We start from the raw sequence: 16,313 nt of genomic DNA, 5'->3' as shown, positions 1-16,313 counted from the left end.
TGTTGGACAGCACATTACAATAGGGGAAATTTTAACTGTGATGTCCACATGGACATGTTAAGGAAAAGAGAAGTCTATAACATTTGGATGATTTTTAATCAGCTCGATTTGGATGACATTTATTTAAAAGAAGACAAACTGAAAAATAAAGATGCGTTTGAAGATAAAAAATGCCAAATCGGTCCATATTGATCCAGCCACCAAGGCCTACTGTTTAGGTATTGTTGTTAATGGAGTAGAAGTTCAGGAACTGCTGGAAAATGTAGATATTATAGATGCTATTGATTATTATGGCGTAACCGAACTATTGGACATTATAGGGAAGCGGCAGTTGAAATTGCACCTGGAGTGCCTAAATGAGGACGACGGACAGGAAGACAATTGGTTGGTTGGGGCTTCAGCAGATCAGAAAGATATTGAAGAACCAGAACAGCTGCAACTTGGATGATAAAAAACTAATCGCATTATCAATGCCGATTATGACTACACAAAACAGCAAACATGAATATCACTTATCCTCAGGCGATAAAGGCAATAGGTGCCTCGATAGAAAAAGCAGGGCTATTGGGTATTTCGGCAAGCATTGCGGTGGTAGATAGCAATGGCTATCTGGTTGCTTTTGCAAGATTAGACAAGGATGTGGAAATGATTGATTTTGCTGTTAAGAAAGCAAAAACAGCAATGATGTTTGATGTAGTTGATGATAGACTCGAAGCGATAGCCGTAAGGACTGGTATCCACGCACAAAGGATGCTAGAATTCAAGAAAAGTGCACTTTACATTGCGGGCACGGCAATGATCAAAAATATAGAAGGTAAGGTTATCGGCGTTATCGCATCCTCTGGAGGTAGCCCTGATCAGGATAGGGATATTGCAGATTCGGGTGCCAGGATCCTCTTTCAGCTTGACCAGGGAATTGAGCAGCTGAGCTGAAGATAAAAGCGCAATTTTAGGTTATAAATTAATTAAGACATCGTTAGCTTTACTTGTTATAACATCTATTGATGTTTGATCAATACCTCATCCATTCTACTTCTTCCCATCAATACTACATTGTTGATACAGACAATGTAAAAGGTATTTGTTTGACTATCATGATCATGCAAATAGAGGTCAATTAGATAGGCCAGTTTGTTTAATTCCACTTGGTCAATGTCTTCAAATTGATGATGACCAAATCAGAAATAATTATAAAAATTAGCTAAATTCGTCCCACAAAATGAATGGATAAAGCATAGCTTAAAGCTGCGAGTCATTATTTGTAAGCTAAAAACAAATTTCTAAAATAAACGACGGATAAAAAGGAATGGATCAAATCAATTTATTAGTTATTGTAACAGTAGTCTCTTTATTCATTTCACTATTTCTTGCATTTTTTCTGCTTACGGTTAAAACCAAACATAAGATCAGCAATGTGTTATTTGCTGTTTTTCTATTGGTAAATGCTATAGATCTTAGTCATCCTTTATTTAATTTAGTTAGTGAAGGCCCCTCAAATATGGGAATGTTCAGAACTACATTTGCTTTCTTACAGGTTCCTGTTTTTTACCTGTATGTTTTATCTGTTTGTTATGCCGATTTCAAGCTTAAAGCCAAATATCTACTTCATCTGCTGCCATTTTTAATGGTTAATGCTGTGTTGTTACCTCGTTTTTATGCCGTAGATGCGGCTTCTAAAATTAATTTTATTGTCAATCGCCAAGATATGATTGAGCTGCAGTTTACCCATTTGCTTATTCTTGTTCAAATAGTGGTCTATTTTGTGGCTATTTTTATGTTATTAAGAAGAGCAAAAAAGCTCTATTTAGAAAATTATGCAGGAGCCAGCATTAATGCTTACCAGTGGTTATTTCAGTTTACAAGCATACTCACCTTTTTATATTTAACTGCCATTTTAAAAAATGCGTTTAAATTTTCTGATTATCCTTATATCTCTGAATGGATAAGGGTTGGCATATCGGTATTTAACCTGTTTATGATTTGTTGGTATTTATATAAGGCATTAAATCATCCCGATTTATTCAGAAGTGTAGACTCGAAATTAAAATTGGTTTCGGATCTTATTTTAGAAGAAAAAAATAATGAGCAAGTAGCCGTAGCTGAAAAAGAGTACAATGAAGAGTTATCGAAATTGCAGCAGTATATGGTCGAAGAAAAACCATTTCTTAATCCTGCTTTAACCATTCAAGAGGTTTCCAAGCACATTAGGGTTCCTGTTAGAGACTTATCACTTTTAATTAACCATAAATTAGAACAACATTTTTACGATTTTGTGAATGCCTATCGGATAGAAAGTGCCATGGATATTTTAAAAGATGTGACAAAAAGTAAGCTAACTATTTTAGAAATTCTATATCATGTAGGTTTTAATTCAAAATCTTCTTTTAATACAGCCTTTAAAAAGCATACGGGTAAAACCCCAACTATTTATCGTAAAAGTCTGTAAAACAAATTTTTGTAATTACTCGTACTTGTCTTTTTAATAACTCCTACTTGTTTTTTCAAACAAATGCGTTCGACTACGTCTATTCGGTCGCATAGCCTTAATTTCTTCCCCATGTTTGTATCGTCATAATTTTTTAACCTAAAAAACGATACCATGAAAAGTACGCTTTATTTACTGATCCTTCTCTTAACAGTTTCGAGTTGCCAAACAAGCCATAAAGTTTTGTCGAAAAAGGCAGATTATAACTTTCTAACCGATAGTTTACATCTTGAACAACAATTAGCAAAATACAAGCTTCCGGGAGCTAGCCTTGTTGTTTTTGAAAACTATCAAATTGTGTATTCGAGCCAAGTGGGATTGAAATCAATGAATGCTAAAGAGAAAATAGACGAAAACACTGCTTTTTCTGTAGCATCAATTACAAAACCAATTACCGCATTGCTTTGCCATATACTTGAAGAGAAAGGCTTAATTAATTTAGATGATCCAATAGACAAATATTTAAAACGTTGGCACTTGCCTAAAAGTAAGTTTACGGAGCATAATAGCCCAACTTGGAGACAATTCTTTAACCATACCTCTGGTACAAATCAAGGTGGATTTGCAGACTATTATGAAGGAGATACCATTCCAACAATTAAACAAAGTTTATTAGGGCAAATACCAAGATACAATAAGGAAATTGAATTCTTGTTTACACCAGGAAGCAGTTTTGAATACAGTGGCGGTGGTTACGTAATTGTACAAATGGCATTAGAAGATACTTTAAATAAATCTATTGCAGAACTTGCAGCAGAATACCTTTTCTCGCCACTTGGCTTAAAGCACACCACCATGAGACAGCCTAATCAAACTGGGTTTTTGACTAATGTTGCTTCAGTTCACGATAAAGATGGAAAAGTGATTAAAAAAGGTCTGCCAATTACACCACAAGTTGGCGCATCTGGAGTATGGTCTACCCCAACAGATTTAGCTAAACTTACCATTGAGATACAAAATGCCTTGCGCAATAAAAATAACAAAGTAATTTCTCATCGTATCGCTAAAGAAGTAACGAAAGTAAGCGCTTTGAAAAATGCTGTTGGTGGCTGGGCTTATGGATGGCAAAAGTCTGTTGGTTACAACAACTACGATTGGTTTATGTGTAGCGGCTCCAATACTGGGGTTGGTGGTAGTATTTTTGCAACGATGACCGATGGGAATGGCTTTGTAATTCTTGCAAATGGCGAAAAACCTAATCGTATTCCTGTGATCAACCAAGTTCGGATAAAGCTGTTGACGCTGATGAACTGGAACAAAAAAGTACCTCATAACAACATTCAGGAAATGCCTTTGAGTTTAAAAAAGCAACTGATCGGAACTTACGATGATTTCCTTTATGGACAGGGAATGGATACCAAAATTGTAGAAAAGAATAACCGTCTCTATGTTGAATCTCCATTTTTGGAAGTATTTAAGGGGAAGAATGAAAATGAGTTGCTGTATCTGAAAAATGGATTATTTAAAATTATAGATTATCCCAACTTATTAAAATTGGAGTTCAGCAATGGAAAGCTAAATGCTGTTGTATTAACAAGAGATCAGTTAGCTATTCAAATCCCAATCATCAATAAAGAAAAATAACATCAACAGATCGAACACTGCATTGCAAGGTGTTGTAATGCAGTGGTTTGTAATTACTCGTACTCGTCTGCTTAATTACTTGTACTTGTTTTTTCAAACAAATGCGTTCGACTACGTCTATTCGGTCGCATAGCATCAGTTTCTTCGGCATGTTTGCATAGAAATAATTTTTAACCTAATAAACGACACCATGAAAAGTACGCTTTATTTACTCCTCCTTCTCTTAACAGTTTCGAGTTGTCAAACCAACAAAAAAGCATTGTCTACAAAAAGAGACCTTAGCTTTCTTACAGACAGTTTAAATATTGAACAACAATTAGTCAAACACAAGCTTCCGGGGTTTAGTGTTGTTGTTTTTGAAAACTACAAAATCGTTTATACTAACCAATTTGGTGTAAAATCAACAAGTTCAAACGAAAAGATAGATGAAAACACCGCTTTTTCTACAGCATCTATTGCAAAACCAATTACCGCACTGCTTTGCTATATGCTTGAAGAGAAAGGGTTGATTAATTTAGATGATCCAATAGACAAATATTTAAAACGTTGGCATTTGCCAAAAAGTAAGTTTACGGAGCACAACAGCCCAACTTGGAGACAATTTCTTAATCATACCGCTGGTACAACGCAAGAGGGCTTTGAGGACTATTATGAAGGAGATACCATTCCAACGTTAAAACAAAGTCTTTTAGGTAAAATACCGAGATACAATAAAGAAATTGATTTCTTATTCGCCCCAGGAACAAACTGGCAATACAGTGGAGGTGGATATGTAATTATCCAAATGGCATTAGAGGATACTTTGAACAAGCCTATTGCCGAGCTTGCAGCAAAATACATTTTTTCGCCTCTTGGCTTGAAAAACACCACAATGATACAGCCTGATGAAAAGGGATTTCTAACTAATGTGGCGCTTGTTCATGATGAAAAAGGAAAAGTGATCAGGAATGGTTTACCAATTACACCTCAAGTTGGGCCATCTGGCTTATGGTCTACACCAACTGATTTGGCTAAAATTGCTATTGAAATACAAAATGCTTTACGCAATAAGAATAACAAGGTGATCTCTCATGATATTGCTAAAAAAATAACAGCAGTAAGCGCTTTAAAAAATGCTGTAGGCGGATGGAGCTACGGGTGGCAAAAATCTTTTGGTTACAACAACTACGATTGGTTTTCATGTAATGGTTCTAATACTGGAGTTGGGGGCAATGTTTTGGCTTCTATGACAGATGGTAATGGTGTAGTATATCTAGCCAATGGCGAAAAACCTAATCGTTTTCCAGTGATGAATAATACTAGAGTAAAGATCCTTACACTAATGGGCTGGAATAAAAAAACCAATGAAGATATTCAGGAAATACCATTGAGTTTAAAAAAACAACTGATCGGAACTTATAACGATTTCTTATACGGACAGGGAATGGATACCAAAATTGTAGAAAAGAATAATCGTCTTTATGTTGAGTCTCCGTTATTAGATTTCTTGAAAGGAAAAAATGAGAATGAGTTACTTTATCTAAAAGATGGATCATTTAGAATTGTAGATTATCCCAACCGATTAAAATTCGATTTCAGCAACGGCCAACCAAAATCTGTTGTTATAACAAGAGATCATTTAACTGTTCAAATCCCAGTAACTCGAAAAGAAAAATAACCACAATAAATCAATTACTGTATTGCAAAATGTTGTAATACAGTAATTTGTAATTACTCGTACTTGTCTTTGTAATGATGCGTACTTATTTTTTGAAACAAATGGGTTCGACTACGTTTATTCGGTCGCACAGCACCAGTTTCTTCCGCATGTTTGCAGAGTAATAATTTTTAACTTAAAATTCGATATCATGAAAACTTCATTCAAACTCTTAGCCGCTCTATTATTCATCAGTAACTTTTCTTTTGGACAAGGCATTTTTAAAAAGATCGATTCCATCATCAAAGATAATTATCAAAAAAATCCAAACGTTGGTATTAGCGTTGGCTTTATCCAAAATAAGGAAGCATACTATACTGCTTATGGTAATTTGAATGCAACCAGCCAAGCGAAAATCGATAAGAATTCGATCTTCGAAATTGCATCGATCACTAAAATTTTAACTTCAAATTTAATAGGACAAGCAGTTGTGGAGCATAAAATAAAAACCGATGATTTTATTGATGGCTTCCTTCCTAAGGCGTATGTGTTACATCCAAATCTTAAAAACAAGATCAAAATTTCAGACTTAGGCTCTCATCAATCTGGTTTGCCTGATATCGATTTTGCGAAATTAATAGAGTTAAATCCACAACAGCCTGTAAGTAATGTAACTCAAGAAACATTAACTGCTATCATCAACAACTGTACAGAACTAAAGGATTATGGTAAATTTCGTTATTCTACGATTGGCTATACTTTGCTTGGACAAATATTAGAAACAGTATATGGCAAGAGTTATGATCAAATTATTAGAGAGAAAATATTCCAACCGTTAAAAATGACAAGTACATTGACCAAAGATTTCAATGTAAAAAATATAACGACAGCTCACAATCCAGAAGGTGGCATTCAGGAATTCTTCAACTGGAATGTTACCGCACCTGCCGGATTGGTAAAATCTAACGCTGCTGATATGGTTACCTATTTAAAAGCAGTTTTGAATAAAGAGACTACAGTAGGTAAAGCATCCATCATTGCAGAAAAAATCTACTATAAAGATGACAAAAGAGAAATGGGATTAGGTTTTAACGTGATGGTGGATGATCAAAACACCGTTTACCTAAAATCTGGAGATTCTATGGGACAATCTTCAATTATATTTTACAATAGGGCTAAAAATTGGGGTGCCATTATCCTACTAGATCAAAGAAACTCAAAAATGAGACAAGATTTGTTGAATAAAATTTATGGTACTGTTTTGAAATAAATCAACCACTGGGTAACACTATACCTGATTAACCCCTGTTTGCCAATAATTATTTTTGGCGAGCAGGGGTTAATTGATTCAACCTGTTGTAGCGAGTTGACATTTTAAACAAAGTAAATTGACACGCTGAACAAAACCTGTCCTTCTACATCGCCCTAAATTTGTCCTATAACATTTAACAAAAAAGAAAATGGAAAAGAACAATTATCAAGGAGCGTTACAACATCCAGTAGGATCTGGATTTAACGCCACATCAACAGCTACTGAAGTGATCAAAGGCATTAACCTGAATGGAAAAATAGCAATTGTAACAGGTGGTAACGCAGGCATCGGCCTAGAAACTACAAGAGTACTTGCAGCGGCAGGTGCAACGGTAGTGGTGCCAGCCAGAGACATTGAAAAAGCAAAGAAAAACCTAGCAGGTATTCCAAATGTTGAAATTGAGGCTATGGACCTGACCCAGACTGATACTATTGATGCATTTGCCGAAAGATTTCTTGCATCGGGCAGACCATTGCATTTACTGATCAACAATGCGGGGATCATGTGGGTGCCTTTACAAAGAGATAGCCGTGGCATTGAATCGCAATTGGCTACCAATTATTTGGGGCAATATCAGTTGGTGGCCAGATTATGGCCAGCACTTAAAGAAGCCAATGGTGCAAGAGTGGTTAATGTATCTTCATACGGACATCAAATGGCTCCTTTCAATTTCGACGATCCCAATTTCGTGCACAGAGAATACCAAACCCTTTTGGGTTATGGACAATCAAAAACGGCTAGTAATCTATTTGCGCTGGAGCTAGATCATCGTGCCAAATCATTTAATGTAAGGGCATATTCTTTACATCCAGGCTCAATTGCTGGTACAGAACTGGCCAGAGATGCAGATATGGAACTGTTTAAACAAATGGGCTTCTTTGACGAAAATGGCAACATGCGCCCAGAAATTTTGGCAGGCCTAAAAACCATTCCGCAAGGTGCTGCAACTACCGTATGGTGTGCCACCAGCCCAATGCTTGATGATATAGGCGGAGTGTACTGTGAAGATGGAGATGTTGCAGAATTGGATCTGGGCAACTTTGGCCAAGATAATGGTTTGGGTACGCGAGGTGTACAACCTTATTCGCTAGATGAAGGCAATGCTAAAAAACTTTGGGATCTAACCGAAGAAATGACAGGAATTAGCTTTAAAGTAAACTAATCAGAATAGGACGATGAAAAATTTAAAAGGAAAAGTAGCTGTTATTACTGGTGGTAATAGTGGTATCGGATATGCTACCGCAAAAGAATTAAAAGAGCAGGGTGCTCAGGTAATCATCACTGGTAGAAGAAAAGAAGCAGTGGCGCAAGCTGCTAAAGAATTGGGTGTAATTGGGTTGATCGCTGATCAATCCAATGTTGAGGATATCAATGCGCTAGTTTTGGAAGTAACCCAACAATTTGGAAAAATAGATATCCTTTTGGTCAATGCCGGAATTACAAAGTTTTCGACCATTGAGCTAATGCCAGAAAACGTTTTTGATGAGGTAATGAACGTAAATTTCAAAGGAGCTTATTTTACGTTGAGCAGGTTTATCCCTATCTTAAATGAAAACGCAGCAGTGGTTTTGTTGTCTTCAACATCTGCGCATATTTCGCCACCGCAGGGATCGGTATATGCAGCAAGCAAGGCTGCACTCAATGCTGTGATGAAAATTGCTGCGGTAGAATTGGCTGCTCGAAAGATTAGAGTGAATGCAGTAAGCCCAGGCCCTGTTGCCACAGAAATTATGGGGAAAATTGGATTGGACCAAGCTTTGGAAGACCACATTACAGCCACTATCCCTTTGGTAAGGTTCGGGAAATCGATAGAGGTAGCCAAGTTGATCAGCTTTTTGGCAAGTGATGATGCATCGTTTATTACCGGATCTGAATATTTTATTGATGGTGGGCAGTCCATCTAAAAATTCATTCCAACCTTAAAAGAAATCGATACGAAATAGATAACTTTATCAAAAATGGAACACATATCCAGACACCTGAGCAAAGAGATCAAACTTTCTTCTTATGAAGACAAACTGTTTAAATCAGACTTGATGTTTGATGACCACATGTTGGTTTGGTTTATCTCTGGCGAAACAAAAATTATCCAATGGGATACCACCTTTTACTTTAAAACGGGCGATATTTTCCTCATCCCCCGAAATCAATTGGCTACCATTATCAATTACCCTAAAAATGGCCTGCCCCATAAAACCGTGGTGATGCATTTATCGCTCGAACGACTGAAAAAATATTACGAAAATATTGATGTTAGGAAGAGAACCCAGCCCGAGCAAAAAATATATCGCTTCAGCAACCATCCATTATTAGAAAGTTGTTTGGCTTCATTGATTCCTTACTTTGATGTAGAGGGAGAGTTTCCAGAAGAGTTGGCCTCATTAAAAATAACAGAAGCCATTAGCATCTTAAGGATGATTGATGCAGGTGTTGACAGCGTATTGGCAAATTTCGATACCCCTGGCAAAATTGATCTGGTGAGTTTTATGCAACGCAATTTTATGTTCAACATGTCATTAGAGAAATTGGGCTATTTAACAGGGCGAAGCCTCTCTACATTTAATAGAGACTTTAAGAAGCTTTTCAATACTACCCCTCAAAAATGGTTAACGGCTAAAAGATTGGAGCTGGCCTATTACCAATTGTCAGAAAAAAAGAAAAAGCCCACTGAAGTTTATTTAGAGGTGGGCTTTGAAGATCTTTCTCATTTTTCCTTTATTTTTAAAAAGAAATATGGGGTTTCGCCCAATCAACTGCCAATAAGTATGGGTTAATGTAAAATTGAAATCGACTTGTTTTAAGTTGTACATTTGGCATGTCAAAGCAACAAAATTTCAAGAGGTAGAGGTTCAAACAAAAATCTACCCATTAAACAAAATCCTAAAATATATTTAAATGAAAAATCTACTCGTCCTGTTTATGCTATTTTTTGGCATTCCGGTTATGGCCCAAACTAAAAGCGCTCCTGAAAAAATGGCCAGCTTAAAAGCTGAAATTATCAAAATGGATAGTCTGTTATTTAGTGTGGCATTTAATCAATGTGATGTAGAACTTTTCAAAAAGATTATTGCAGACGATGTAGAGTTTTATGATGACCGTTCTGGATTAAGCAAATCAAAAGAGCTCGAAATTAAGTCTTTAATGGAGAAATGTGCTAGACCCGAAAAACTGACCAGACAATTAAATTCATGTACCATTGATAAGTTGGGAGATTTTGGGGCAGTGCAATTGGGCGAACATACCTTTTTTGTAAATGGTGTGCCAGAAGGTACAGGAAAGTTTATCCATATTTGGGAGCGACAAGGCAATGAGTGGAAACTGAAACGCATTGTGAGCTACGAACATAGGCCGATTAAAAAGAAGCTATAATGAACTCATGAAGGATAATGATACCAAACGACTTTCCAGACTGACTGCAATCTTAACCCAATTGCAAACCAAACGGCTTTTGACAGCTGCAGAATTAGCAGAGAAATTTTCAGTAAGTAAAAGAACAATTTATCGAGATATTAAAGCTTTGGAAAAAGCTGATGTTCCTATTTTAACAGAAGAAGGGAAAGGTTATGCCTTAATGGATGGTTATAGAATGCCGTCTGTAATGTTTACCGAAAGCGAAGCCAATGCTCTGATCACTGCCGAGCAATTGATATTGAAAAATAAAGATGCATCTTTTGTAAGAGACTATGTGGAGGCCATTGGTAAAATAAAATCTGTTTTACGAAACCATACAAAAGACAAAGTCAATTTATTGGCCAACCGTACACTATCTGGACAAAATGCCGATAACAACCGAACCAGTAATAATTTATCGACCCTTCAATTGGCATTAACAAATTTTAATCTTGTTAAGATAAAGTATTATTCGCCAGAAAATAACCAAACTACAGAAAGAACCATAGAGCCATTTGCTATTTACACTGCTCAAGAAAATTGGCTGCTCGTTGCGTTCTGCAGATTAAGAAACGATTATAGAGCCTTTCGCTTAGATAGAGTTGAAAGTTTATTGGTACTTGATCAGACATTTGAGCCCCACCAAATCACCTTTGAAATGTATTTTGAAATTTGCAGAAAAAAATGTTCAGCACCCTTGCCATAGGGCTGACACAGGAGCATTCTAAATTTGCAACATCACAAAATATCATAAAGGAACAATGAAAACATTTCGCAATTTGATGCTGCTCGCATTTGTGCTATGCTCATTTAGCGCTTACACACAAGTACAACCAAAAACATCTCAAACTATGAACAATCAAACCATTCAAAAATTTTATGTCATTGGCATTTCAGTAAGAACAACAAACCAAAATGGACAGTCATCAAAAGACATTGAAGGACTGTGGGGTAAATTTTGGGGTGAGGCCATACAAAAACAAATTCCCAATAAAGTGAGCGACGATATTTATGCAGTTTATACCGATTATGAAACTGACTTTAATGGGCCATATACCACCATTGTTGGATTACCGGTAAGTTCTTTAGAAAATATACCTAAAGGATTTGTAGGCATCACAATTGAAACTGGGGTCTACCAAAAGTTCACCTCAAAAGGTAAAATGCCCGCAGCCGTTTTCAATACCTGGTTAGAGATATGGCGAAATAAAAACCTGAACCGGGCCTACAAAGCCGACTTTACCATTCACGGTAAAAAATATTACGACGGAGACCAAGCAGAAGTAGAAACCTTTATATCCGTAAAAAAATAAAAATCCGATCGCCTAACAATGCATAGAGAAGATGGTGTTAAAAACATCTTCTCTATACTAATTTATGGTTTAATAGCATCTTATTTGTATTGCTTAGTTCACGGATGGGGTTCGAACTTCATCTCAATCAGAAAAATTTTCATAAAAATTTGCGTAGTTAAATAACTACATATATATTTGTAGTCAAATAGCTACATAATGAATTTAAGACGTGACGTATTTCAAGCCATAGCAGACCCTACCAGAAGGGCGATATTGTTATTGGTGGCCTCTCAAGCGATGACAGCAGGTGCAATTGCCTCAAATTTTGACACCGCAAGACCAACCGTTTCTAAACACCTGCAAATATTAACCGAGTGCGAATTGCTTAAACAAGAGCAGAATGGTAGGGAAATCTATTATAATATCAACGCCAAGAATATGAAAACAGTAGCCGATTTTATTGAACCGTTCCGCCAAATGTGGGATGATCGATTCAATGCATTAGAAACCATCATGAAAAACTACCAATCCAAAAAATAGCCTCTTATGGAACTCAAAACAAAAATCAATGCAGAAGAGGGTAAACAAGACTTAGTGATTACTAGGGAGTTTGATTTGCCTGTAGAACTACTTTTTAAAGCCTATATATTGCCCGAAATTGTAGCACAATGGATGGGAACCAAAGTGTTGAAGTTGGAAAGTGAAAAATATGGCAGTTACCAATTTGAAACCAGCGATGCCAAGGGCAATGTGGTATTTAAGGCCAGTGGGGTAATACACGAGTTGGTACCGGACGAGAAAATTACACGGACATTTGAAATGGTGCCTAGCCCTTTTGCGGTACAATTGGAGTTTTTAACCTTTGAAAAATTAACAGCTGATACCAGTAAACTGAAGATGCATGTGGTTTATCAATCGGCTGAGCTAAGAGATCAAATGTTAAAGTTACCTTTTGCTCAAGGTATCAATATGGCACATAACCGTTTGCAAACTATTGTACATCAATTAAAATAAAAAGTCATGACAAAGAGAAATCGAATTATCTATTGGATTGCCACAGTTTGGTTGGCCTTAGGAATGGTATCTACCGGAGTGGTACAGTTACTTCAAATGAAAGATGAAGTGACAATGATGGCGCATTTGGGCTATCCAGCTTATTTTCTGATCATCATTGGCGTTTGGAAAATATTGGGTGTAATTGCAGTGCTCATCCCTAAATTCCCCTTGGTAAAAGAATGGGCCTATGCAGGTTTCTTTTTTGCCATGTCTGGTGCTGTATTTTCTCATTTGGCCATTGGCGATGGAGGCAAGGAATTTTTTGGACCAATTTTATTACTTGTGCTAACCGTGGTGTCGTGGTATTTTAGACCCTTGGATAGACAAATGATTTCAGCTAATTTTAAGAAATAAACAGTATGAATCCGAAAGTCGATTTTTATTTTAATAAAGCCGAAAATTGGCAAGCCGAATTGGTGCAGTTGCGAACCATTGTTCTGAAATGCGGATTAAATGAAGAACTGAAATGGGGCACGCCTTGTTACACCTATCATAAAAATAACATTGTTTTAATTCATGCATTTAAGGAATATTGTGCACTGTTATTTTTTAAAGGGGCTTTGTTACAAGATCCAGATGGAGTACTGATCCAACAAAGTGAAAATGTACAGGCCGCTCGGCAAATCCGCTTTACCAATGCTCAACAAATAATAGCAATGGAAACCACGCTGAAGACCTATATTTTTGAGGCCATTGAAATAGAAAAAGCAGGCCTGAAAGTTCAATTAAAAAAAACAAACGAATTTGTAATGGCTGAAGAATTTCAGCAAAAATTAAACGAAATCTCGGCCTTGAAAACTGCTTTTGAGGCATTGGCCCCAGGAAGGCAAAGAGCATATTTGTTACATTTTTCAGCAGCTAAACAATCCAAAACCCGAGTAGAAAGGGTTGAAAAATGTATCCCTCAAATTTTAAACGGAAAAGGACTTAACGACTAATACATATGAAAGATCATAACAAAGAGTTATCGCCAGCACAGTGTGAAGCGCTGTTGAGCATATTGAAAACACGTTTTGAGCAACACATGAACCGCCATCAAGGTATGGATTGGGCTACAGTACAAACCAAGTTAAGCAACCATGCTGAAAAGTTATGGTCGTTACAAGAAATGGAAAACACAGGTGGCGAGCCAGATGTGGTAGGTTATGATCAAAAAACTGGCGAATATATTTTTTACGATTGTGCTGCAGAAAGCCCTAAAGGCCGTAGAAGCATTTGTTACGATCGTAAAGCTTTAGATGCAAGAAAAGAACATAAACCAGCAAATAGTGCAATGGATATGGCTTCGGCAATGGGTATTAACCTTTTAACGGAGCAAGAATACAGAGAATTGCAGCAATTGGGCAACTTCGATACCAAAACATCGAGTTGGATCATTACACCTACTGAGATTAGAGACAAAGGAGGAAGTCTTTTTGGCGATTTTAGATATGGTACCGTATTTATCTACCACAATGGTGCAGATTCGTACTATGCAGCCAGAGGTTTTCGTGCTTCGCTAAGGGTGTAGCTGATCAATCTTTTCTTACCAAAGCAATTAACCCTAAAATCGGACCTAAAGCGAGTAGCATATGAATGTAAGGCGCATTGGCATCGGTTTTTAAAGCATTGATCAACTGAATACTCACAATGGTAATGGCAAAGCCAATACAATTGACAATGGTTAAGGAAGAACCCTTATAGGCACTAGCTGCATTTTGAGCAATTAAGGTAGAAAATAAGGGCGAATCTGCAATTACCGCCATGCTCCAAATCAACAAAAAAGTAATCAATACAAAGGGAGAAGCTTGGAGTAAGATCAATGGGGATAGGAAACAGCAAACACAGGATAGACTTAAAGCAATCGTAGCCAATTTTTTGGTGCCAAATCGATTGGAGCATAAGCCACTTAATATACAGGCCACACCACCAATTGCAATAATCAAAAATGATAAAAGGGGCACGTTAAGCGGAGTGATGGGGTGATGTGTATTGTAGAACACTAACATTACAGGCACAAATACCCAAAAAGCATACAATTCCCACATGTGCCCAAAGTAACCAAAAGCAACAGCCCGAAATTTTTGATTGCTAAAACCTTTGATAAAAGAAGAAAGACTCAATTGTTGTCCAACGGTTCTAAATGGTCCATCGGGAACAAAAATATACATAGCTACACCTCCAATTATTGAAAATAAAGAGGTTGAAAAGATGATGTAATGCCAAGGAATGCCATTGATACTTTTAAGGAGGTGTGGAAAGGCCGTTCCAAAAACCAAGGCGCCTACTAAAAAGCCTAACGATTTACCCAATCCTTTTTCATAATGATCGGCAGCAATCTTCATCCCTACAGGGTAAATGCCTGCCAGAAAAAAACCAGTAATTAACCGCAATACCATCAATTGCTGTACATTGATGTTACTTAAGCTGATACAAAGATTGGCCAATGCGGCAATAATGGCACAGCTAAAGAAAATAAGTGAAGGTGAAAACCGATCTGAAATACTCAGTACTGCAAAAACTAAAGTACCCACAATAAAGCCCGATTGTACGGCACTGGTTAAATGTGCCAAATAAGAGGGGTCGAAGTGAAATTGCCGAACAAGATCAGACATCACTGCATTGCCCGCAAACCACAACGAGGTACAAAAGAATTGTGCAATGACAATAATTGGTAAAATGCTTTGTTTTGCTTTTGAAGTATTCGTTGTCATGATAGGGGCTACAAGATAAATATTTTATCTAAATGACATTTACTTTTCGCATTGATGTTACGATGTAATCCTCTTTTTGTGCGGGTTGATGAAAGGTTTCAAAATCAATTGAGGTTAATGCCAAACAATAGGCCAAACCAAATTTGATCTTGATAAATCCAACTTTTACGATTTTTATCTGCCAGATGATCGATCCCAATGGCCAGCCCGAGGTTGAATTTTTTAGCGTCGTAAATGCCTGCAAAACCACCATTCAGCACAAAACCATTGTACTCATAATCGATGTGTTGGTTGGTTACAAATGGGTTCATGGTTACTGAACCAATGCCTATGAAAGCACCATAACCATAACCTGCTCCATTGATCTTGAATTTTGAATTACCAGTGGTTCCAGATTGGATGTTGTAGCTATCTTTTCGATACCCAAAATAGATGGCCGCACTAAAGTCGGCATTGAGCTGTGCCGGAAAACTTTTAACTGCCGGCCTAACCTTAACTGGCATGGTCAAGATGTCGATATCAAAAGTGTACCTATAGATATGGAGATTTTGTACAGGATTCATTGTTAATTCTATAGGTAACAGCTGTTCTGTTAAGGGTTTGATTTGAAGGATACCGTCAGTCTCTTCAACATCAGCTTTAAAATGAGCTGGAGCCTGAAAATCTTTGGTGCCACTATCAATTGTGCTTTTCTTTTTAGGGGAAACAGTATAAATAGCTGCAGGAATTTCGTTTACGGTTTGCATACTTTTACAGCAAGGCAAAGCCATACCGGCCATTACAATGGCCAGCAGATGTTGTAATTTCATCATGTGATTAGTTTTGTTGGCTAGGTTATTCCCCTTTCACCAATTAAGATGAA

20 protein-coding genes are annotated in these 16,313 nt (G+C 37.0%); 17 read left to right on the top strand and 3 right to left on the bottom strand.

Annotated elements, in window-relative coordinates; all coding sequences use genetic code 11:
* The first annotated feature begins 151 nt into the window (after positions 1 to 151).
* On the top strand, positions 152 to 448 hold the full coding sequence (locus tag AQF98_RS15085) for a hypothetical protein (RefSeq protein WP_055132788.1): 297 nt from the start codon (positions 152 to 154) through the stop codon (positions 446 to 448).
* A gap of 53 nt (positions 449 to 501) precedes the next feature.
* Positions 502 to 933, top strand: coding sequence for a heme-binding protein (locus AQF98_RS15080; RefSeq protein WP_055132787.1), 432 nt, complete (start codon positions 502 to 504; stop codon positions 931 to 933).
* Positions 934 to 998: 65 nt separating this feature from the next.
* Here AQF98_RS15080 and AQF98_RS22175 read toward each other — a convergent pair whose 3' ends face one another.
* Positions 999 to 1,145 (bottom strand): hypothetical protein, encoded by a 147-nt coding sequence (locus AQF98_RS22175; protein WP_161805877.1) that lies wholly within the window; start codon positions 1,143 to 1,145, stop codon positions 999 to 1,001.
* A gap of 161 nt (positions 1,146 to 1,306) precedes the next feature.
* On the opposite strand from AQF98_RS22175, the gene AQF98_RS15075 reads away from it, so the two are divergent.
* The 15 genes from AQF98_RS15075 to AQF98_RS15005 all read left to right on the top strand — a co-directional run bounded on the left by AQF98_RS15075 (position 1,307) and on the right by AQF98_RS15005 (position 14,268).
* Positions 1,307 to 2,446 carry an AraC family transcriptional regulator gene (locus AQF98_RS15075; protein WP_055132786.1) on the top strand — a complete coding sequence of 380 codons (1,140 nt, stop codon included), beginning with the start codon at positions 1,307 to 1,309 and terminating at the stop codon, positions 2,444 to 2,446.
* A gap of 153 nt (positions 2,447 to 2,599) precedes the next feature.
* Positions 2,600 to 4,069, top strand: a complete 1,470-nt coding sequence (locus AQF98_RS15070; protein ID WP_055132785.1) for a serine hydrolase — start codon at positions 2,600 to 2,602, stop codon at positions 4,067 to 4,069.
* 190 nt (positions 4,070 to 4,259) lie between these two features.
* Positions 4,260 to 5,726: a serine hydrolase gene (locus tag AQF98_RS15065; protein ID WP_055132784.1), complete on the top strand. Its 1,467-nt coding sequence runs from the start codon at positions 4,260 to 4,262 to the stop codon at positions 5,724 to 5,726.
* Between the two features lie 190 nt (positions 5,727 to 5,916).
* The gene (locus AQF98_RS15060) at positions 5,917 to 6,975 is read left to right on the top strand and encodes a serine hydrolase (RefSeq protein WP_055132783.1); all 1,059 of its coding nucleotides are present in this window, start codon (positions 5,917 to 5,919) and stop codon (positions 6,973 to 6,975) included.
* A 190-nt stretch (positions 6,976 to 7,165) separates the two neighbouring features.
* On the top strand, positions 7,166 to 8,179 hold the full coding sequence (locus tag AQF98_RS15055; RefSeq protein ID WP_055132782.1) for an SDR family NAD(P)-dependent oxidoreductase: 1,014 nt from the start codon (positions 7,166 to 7,168) through the stop codon (positions 8,177 to 8,179).
* Between the two features lie 13 nt (positions 8,180 to 8,192).
* Positions 8,193 to 8,921, top strand: coding sequence for a glucose 1-dehydrogenase (locus AQF98_RS15050; protein WP_055132781.1), 729 nt, complete (start codon positions 8,193 to 8,195; stop codon positions 8,919 to 8,921).
* Between the two features lie 54 nt (positions 8,922 to 8,975).
* Positions 8,976 to 9,791 (top strand): AraC family transcriptional regulator, encoded by an 816-nt coding sequence (locus AQF98_RS15045; protein WP_055132780.1) that lies wholly within the window; start codon positions 8,976 to 8,978, stop codon positions 9,789 to 9,791.
* Positions 9,792 to 9,912: 121 nt separating this feature from the next.
* Entirely contained in the window at positions 9,913 to 10,386 is a 474-nt protein-coding gene (locus AQF98_RS15040; protein WP_055132779.1) for a nuclear transport factor 2 family protein, read from the top strand.
* A gap of 7 nt (positions 10,387 to 10,393) precedes the next feature.
* Positions 10,394 to 11,113, top strand: a complete 720-nt coding sequence (locus AQF98_RS15035; RefSeq protein ID WP_055132778.1) for a YafY family protein — start codon at positions 10,394 to 10,396, stop codon at positions 11,111 to 11,113.
* 145 nt (positions 11,114 to 11,258) lie between these two features.
* A complete protein-coding gene (locus AQF98_RS15030; RefSeq protein ID WP_055132999.1) occupies positions 11,259 to 11,720 on the top strand; it encodes a GyrI-like domain-containing protein in 462 nt (153 codons plus the stop codon).
* A 198-nt stretch (positions 11,721 to 11,918) separates the two neighbouring features.
* Positions 11,919 to 12,242: a helix-turn-helix transcriptional regulator gene (locus AQF98_RS15025; RefSeq protein WP_055132777.1), complete on the top strand. Its 324-nt coding sequence runs from the start codon at positions 11,919 to 11,921 to the stop codon at positions 12,240 to 12,242.
* A gap of 6 nt (positions 12,243 to 12,248) precedes the next feature.
* Positions 12,249 to 12,716, top strand: coding sequence for an SRPBCC domain-containing protein (locus AQF98_RS15020; RefSeq protein ID WP_055132776.1), 468 nt, complete (start codon positions 12,249 to 12,251; stop codon positions 12,714 to 12,716).
* A gap of 6 nt (positions 12,717 to 12,722) precedes the next feature.
* Positions 12,723 to 13,112 carry a DoxX family protein gene (locus AQF98_RS15015; protein WP_055132775.1) on the top strand — a complete coding sequence of 130 codons (390 nt, stop codon included), beginning with the start codon at positions 12,723 to 12,725 and terminating at the stop codon, positions 13,110 to 13,112.
* Positions 13,113 to 13,117: 5 nt separating this feature from the next.
* Positions 13,118 to 13,696: a YdeI family protein gene (locus AQF98_RS15010; protein ID WP_055132774.1), complete on the top strand. Its 579-nt coding sequence runs from the start codon at positions 13,118 to 13,120 to the stop codon at positions 13,694 to 13,696.
* A 5-nt stretch (positions 13,697 to 13,701) separates the two neighbouring features.
* Positions 13,702 to 14,268, top strand: coding sequence for a DUF4256 domain-containing protein (locus AQF98_RS15005; RefSeq protein WP_055132773.1), 567 nt, complete (start codon positions 13,702 to 13,704; stop codon positions 14,266 to 14,268).
* 4 nt (positions 14,269 to 14,272) lie between these two features.
* Here the strand turns inward: AQF98_RS15005 and AQF98_RS15000 are convergent, their stop codons facing one another.
* Both AQF98_RS15000 and AQF98_RS14995 read right to left on the bottom strand, forming a co-directional pair.
* Positions 14,273 to 15,451: a nitrate/nitrite transporter gene (locus AQF98_RS15000; protein WP_055132772.1), complete on the bottom strand. Its 1,179-nt coding sequence runs from the start codon at positions 15,449 to 15,451 to the stop codon at positions 14,273 to 14,275.
* Between the two features lie 104 nt (positions 15,452 to 15,555).
* Positions 15,556 to 16,263: a hypothetical protein gene (locus AQF98_RS14995; RefSeq protein WP_152969733.1), complete on the bottom strand. Its 708-nt coding sequence runs from the start codon at positions 16,261 to 16,263 to the stop codon at positions 15,556 to 15,558.
* Positions 16,264 to 16,313: the final 50 nt, after the last annotated feature.

Source organism: Pedobacter sp. Hv1 (assembly GCF_001412215.1).
In the GTDB taxonomy this organism is placed as follows: domain Bacteria; phylum Bacteroidota; class Bacteroidia; order Sphingobacteriales; family Sphingobacteriaceae; genus Pedobacter.
This window is presented reverse-complemented; position numbering and strand designations above follow the sequence as displayed.

Bases quoted from the DNA above. Each gene is read 5' to 3' on its own strand.
- AQF98_RS15080 (WP_055132787.1), top strand. From the start codon at position 502: ATGAATATCACTTATCCTCAGGCGATAAAGGCAATAGGTGCCTCGATA.
- AQF98_RS15005 (WP_055132773.1), top strand. From the start codon at position 13,702: ATGAAAGATCATAACAAAGAGTTATCGCCAGCACAGTGTGAAGCGCTG.
- AQF98_RS15010 (WP_055132774.1), top strand. From the start codon at position 13,118: ATGAATCCGAAAGTCGATTTTTATTTTAATAAAGCCGAAAATTGGCAA.
- AQF98_RS15045 (WP_055132780.1), top strand. From the start codon at position 8,976: ATGGAACACATATCCAGACACCTGAGCAAAGAGATCAAACTTTCTTCT.
- AQF98_RS15020 (WP_055132776.1), top strand. From the start codon at position 12,249: ATGGAACTCAAAACAAAAATCAATGCAGAAGAGGGTAAACAAGACTTA.
- AQF98_RS15040 (WP_055132779.1), top strand. From the start codon at position 9,913: ATGAAAAATCTACTCGTCCTGTTTATGCTATTTTTTGGCATTCCGGTT.
- AQF98_RS15070 (WP_055132785.1), top strand. From the start codon at position 2,600: ATGAAAAGTACGCTTTATTTACTGATCCTTCTCTTAACAGTTTCGAGT.
- AQF98_RS15050 (WP_055132781.1), top strand. From the start codon at position 8,193: ATGAAAAATTTAAAAGGAAAAGTAGCTGTTATTACTGGTGGTAATAGT.
- AQF98_RS15060 (WP_055132783.1), top strand. From the start codon at position 5,917: ATGAAAACTTCATTCAAACTCTTAGCCGCTCTATTATTCATCAGTAAC.
- AQF98_RS15025 (WP_055132777.1), top strand. From the start codon at position 11,919: ATGAATTTAAGACGTGACGTATTTCAAGCCATAGCAGACCCTACCAGA.
- AQF98_RS15055 (WP_055132782.1), top strand. From the start codon at position 7,166: ATGGAAAAGAACAATTATCAAGGAGCGTTACAACATCCAGTAGGATCT.
- AQF98_RS14995 (WP_152969733.1), bottom strand. From the start codon at position 16,263: ATGATGAAATTACAACATCTGCTGGCCATTGTAATGGCCGGTATGGCT.
- AQF98_RS15035 (WP_055132778.1), top strand. From the start codon at position 10,394: ATGAAGGATAATGATACCAAACGACTTTCCAGACTGACTGCAATCTTA.
- AQF98_RS15030 (WP_055132999.1), top strand. From the start codon at position 11,259: ATGAACAATCAAACCATTCAAAAATTTTATGTCATTGGCATTTCAGTA.
- AQF98_RS15085 (WP_055132788.1), top strand. From the start codon at position 152: ATGCGTTTGAAGATAAAAAATGCCAAATCGGTCCATATTGATCCAGCC.
- AQF98_RS15065 (WP_055132784.1), top strand. From the start codon at position 4,260: ATGAAAAGTACGCTTTATTTACTCCTCCTTCTCTTAACAGTTTCGAGT.
- AQF98_RS15015 (WP_055132775.1), top strand. From the start codon at position 12,723: ATGACAAAGAGAAATCGAATTATCTATTGGATTGCCACAGTTTGGTTG.
- AQF98_RS15000 (WP_055132772.1), bottom strand. From the start codon at position 15,451: ATGACAACGAATACTTCAAAAGCAAAACAAAGCATTTTACCAATTATT.
- AQF98_RS15075 (WP_055132786.1), top strand. From the start codon at position 1,307: ATGGATCAAATCAATTTATTAGTTATTGTAACAGTAGTCTCTTTATTC.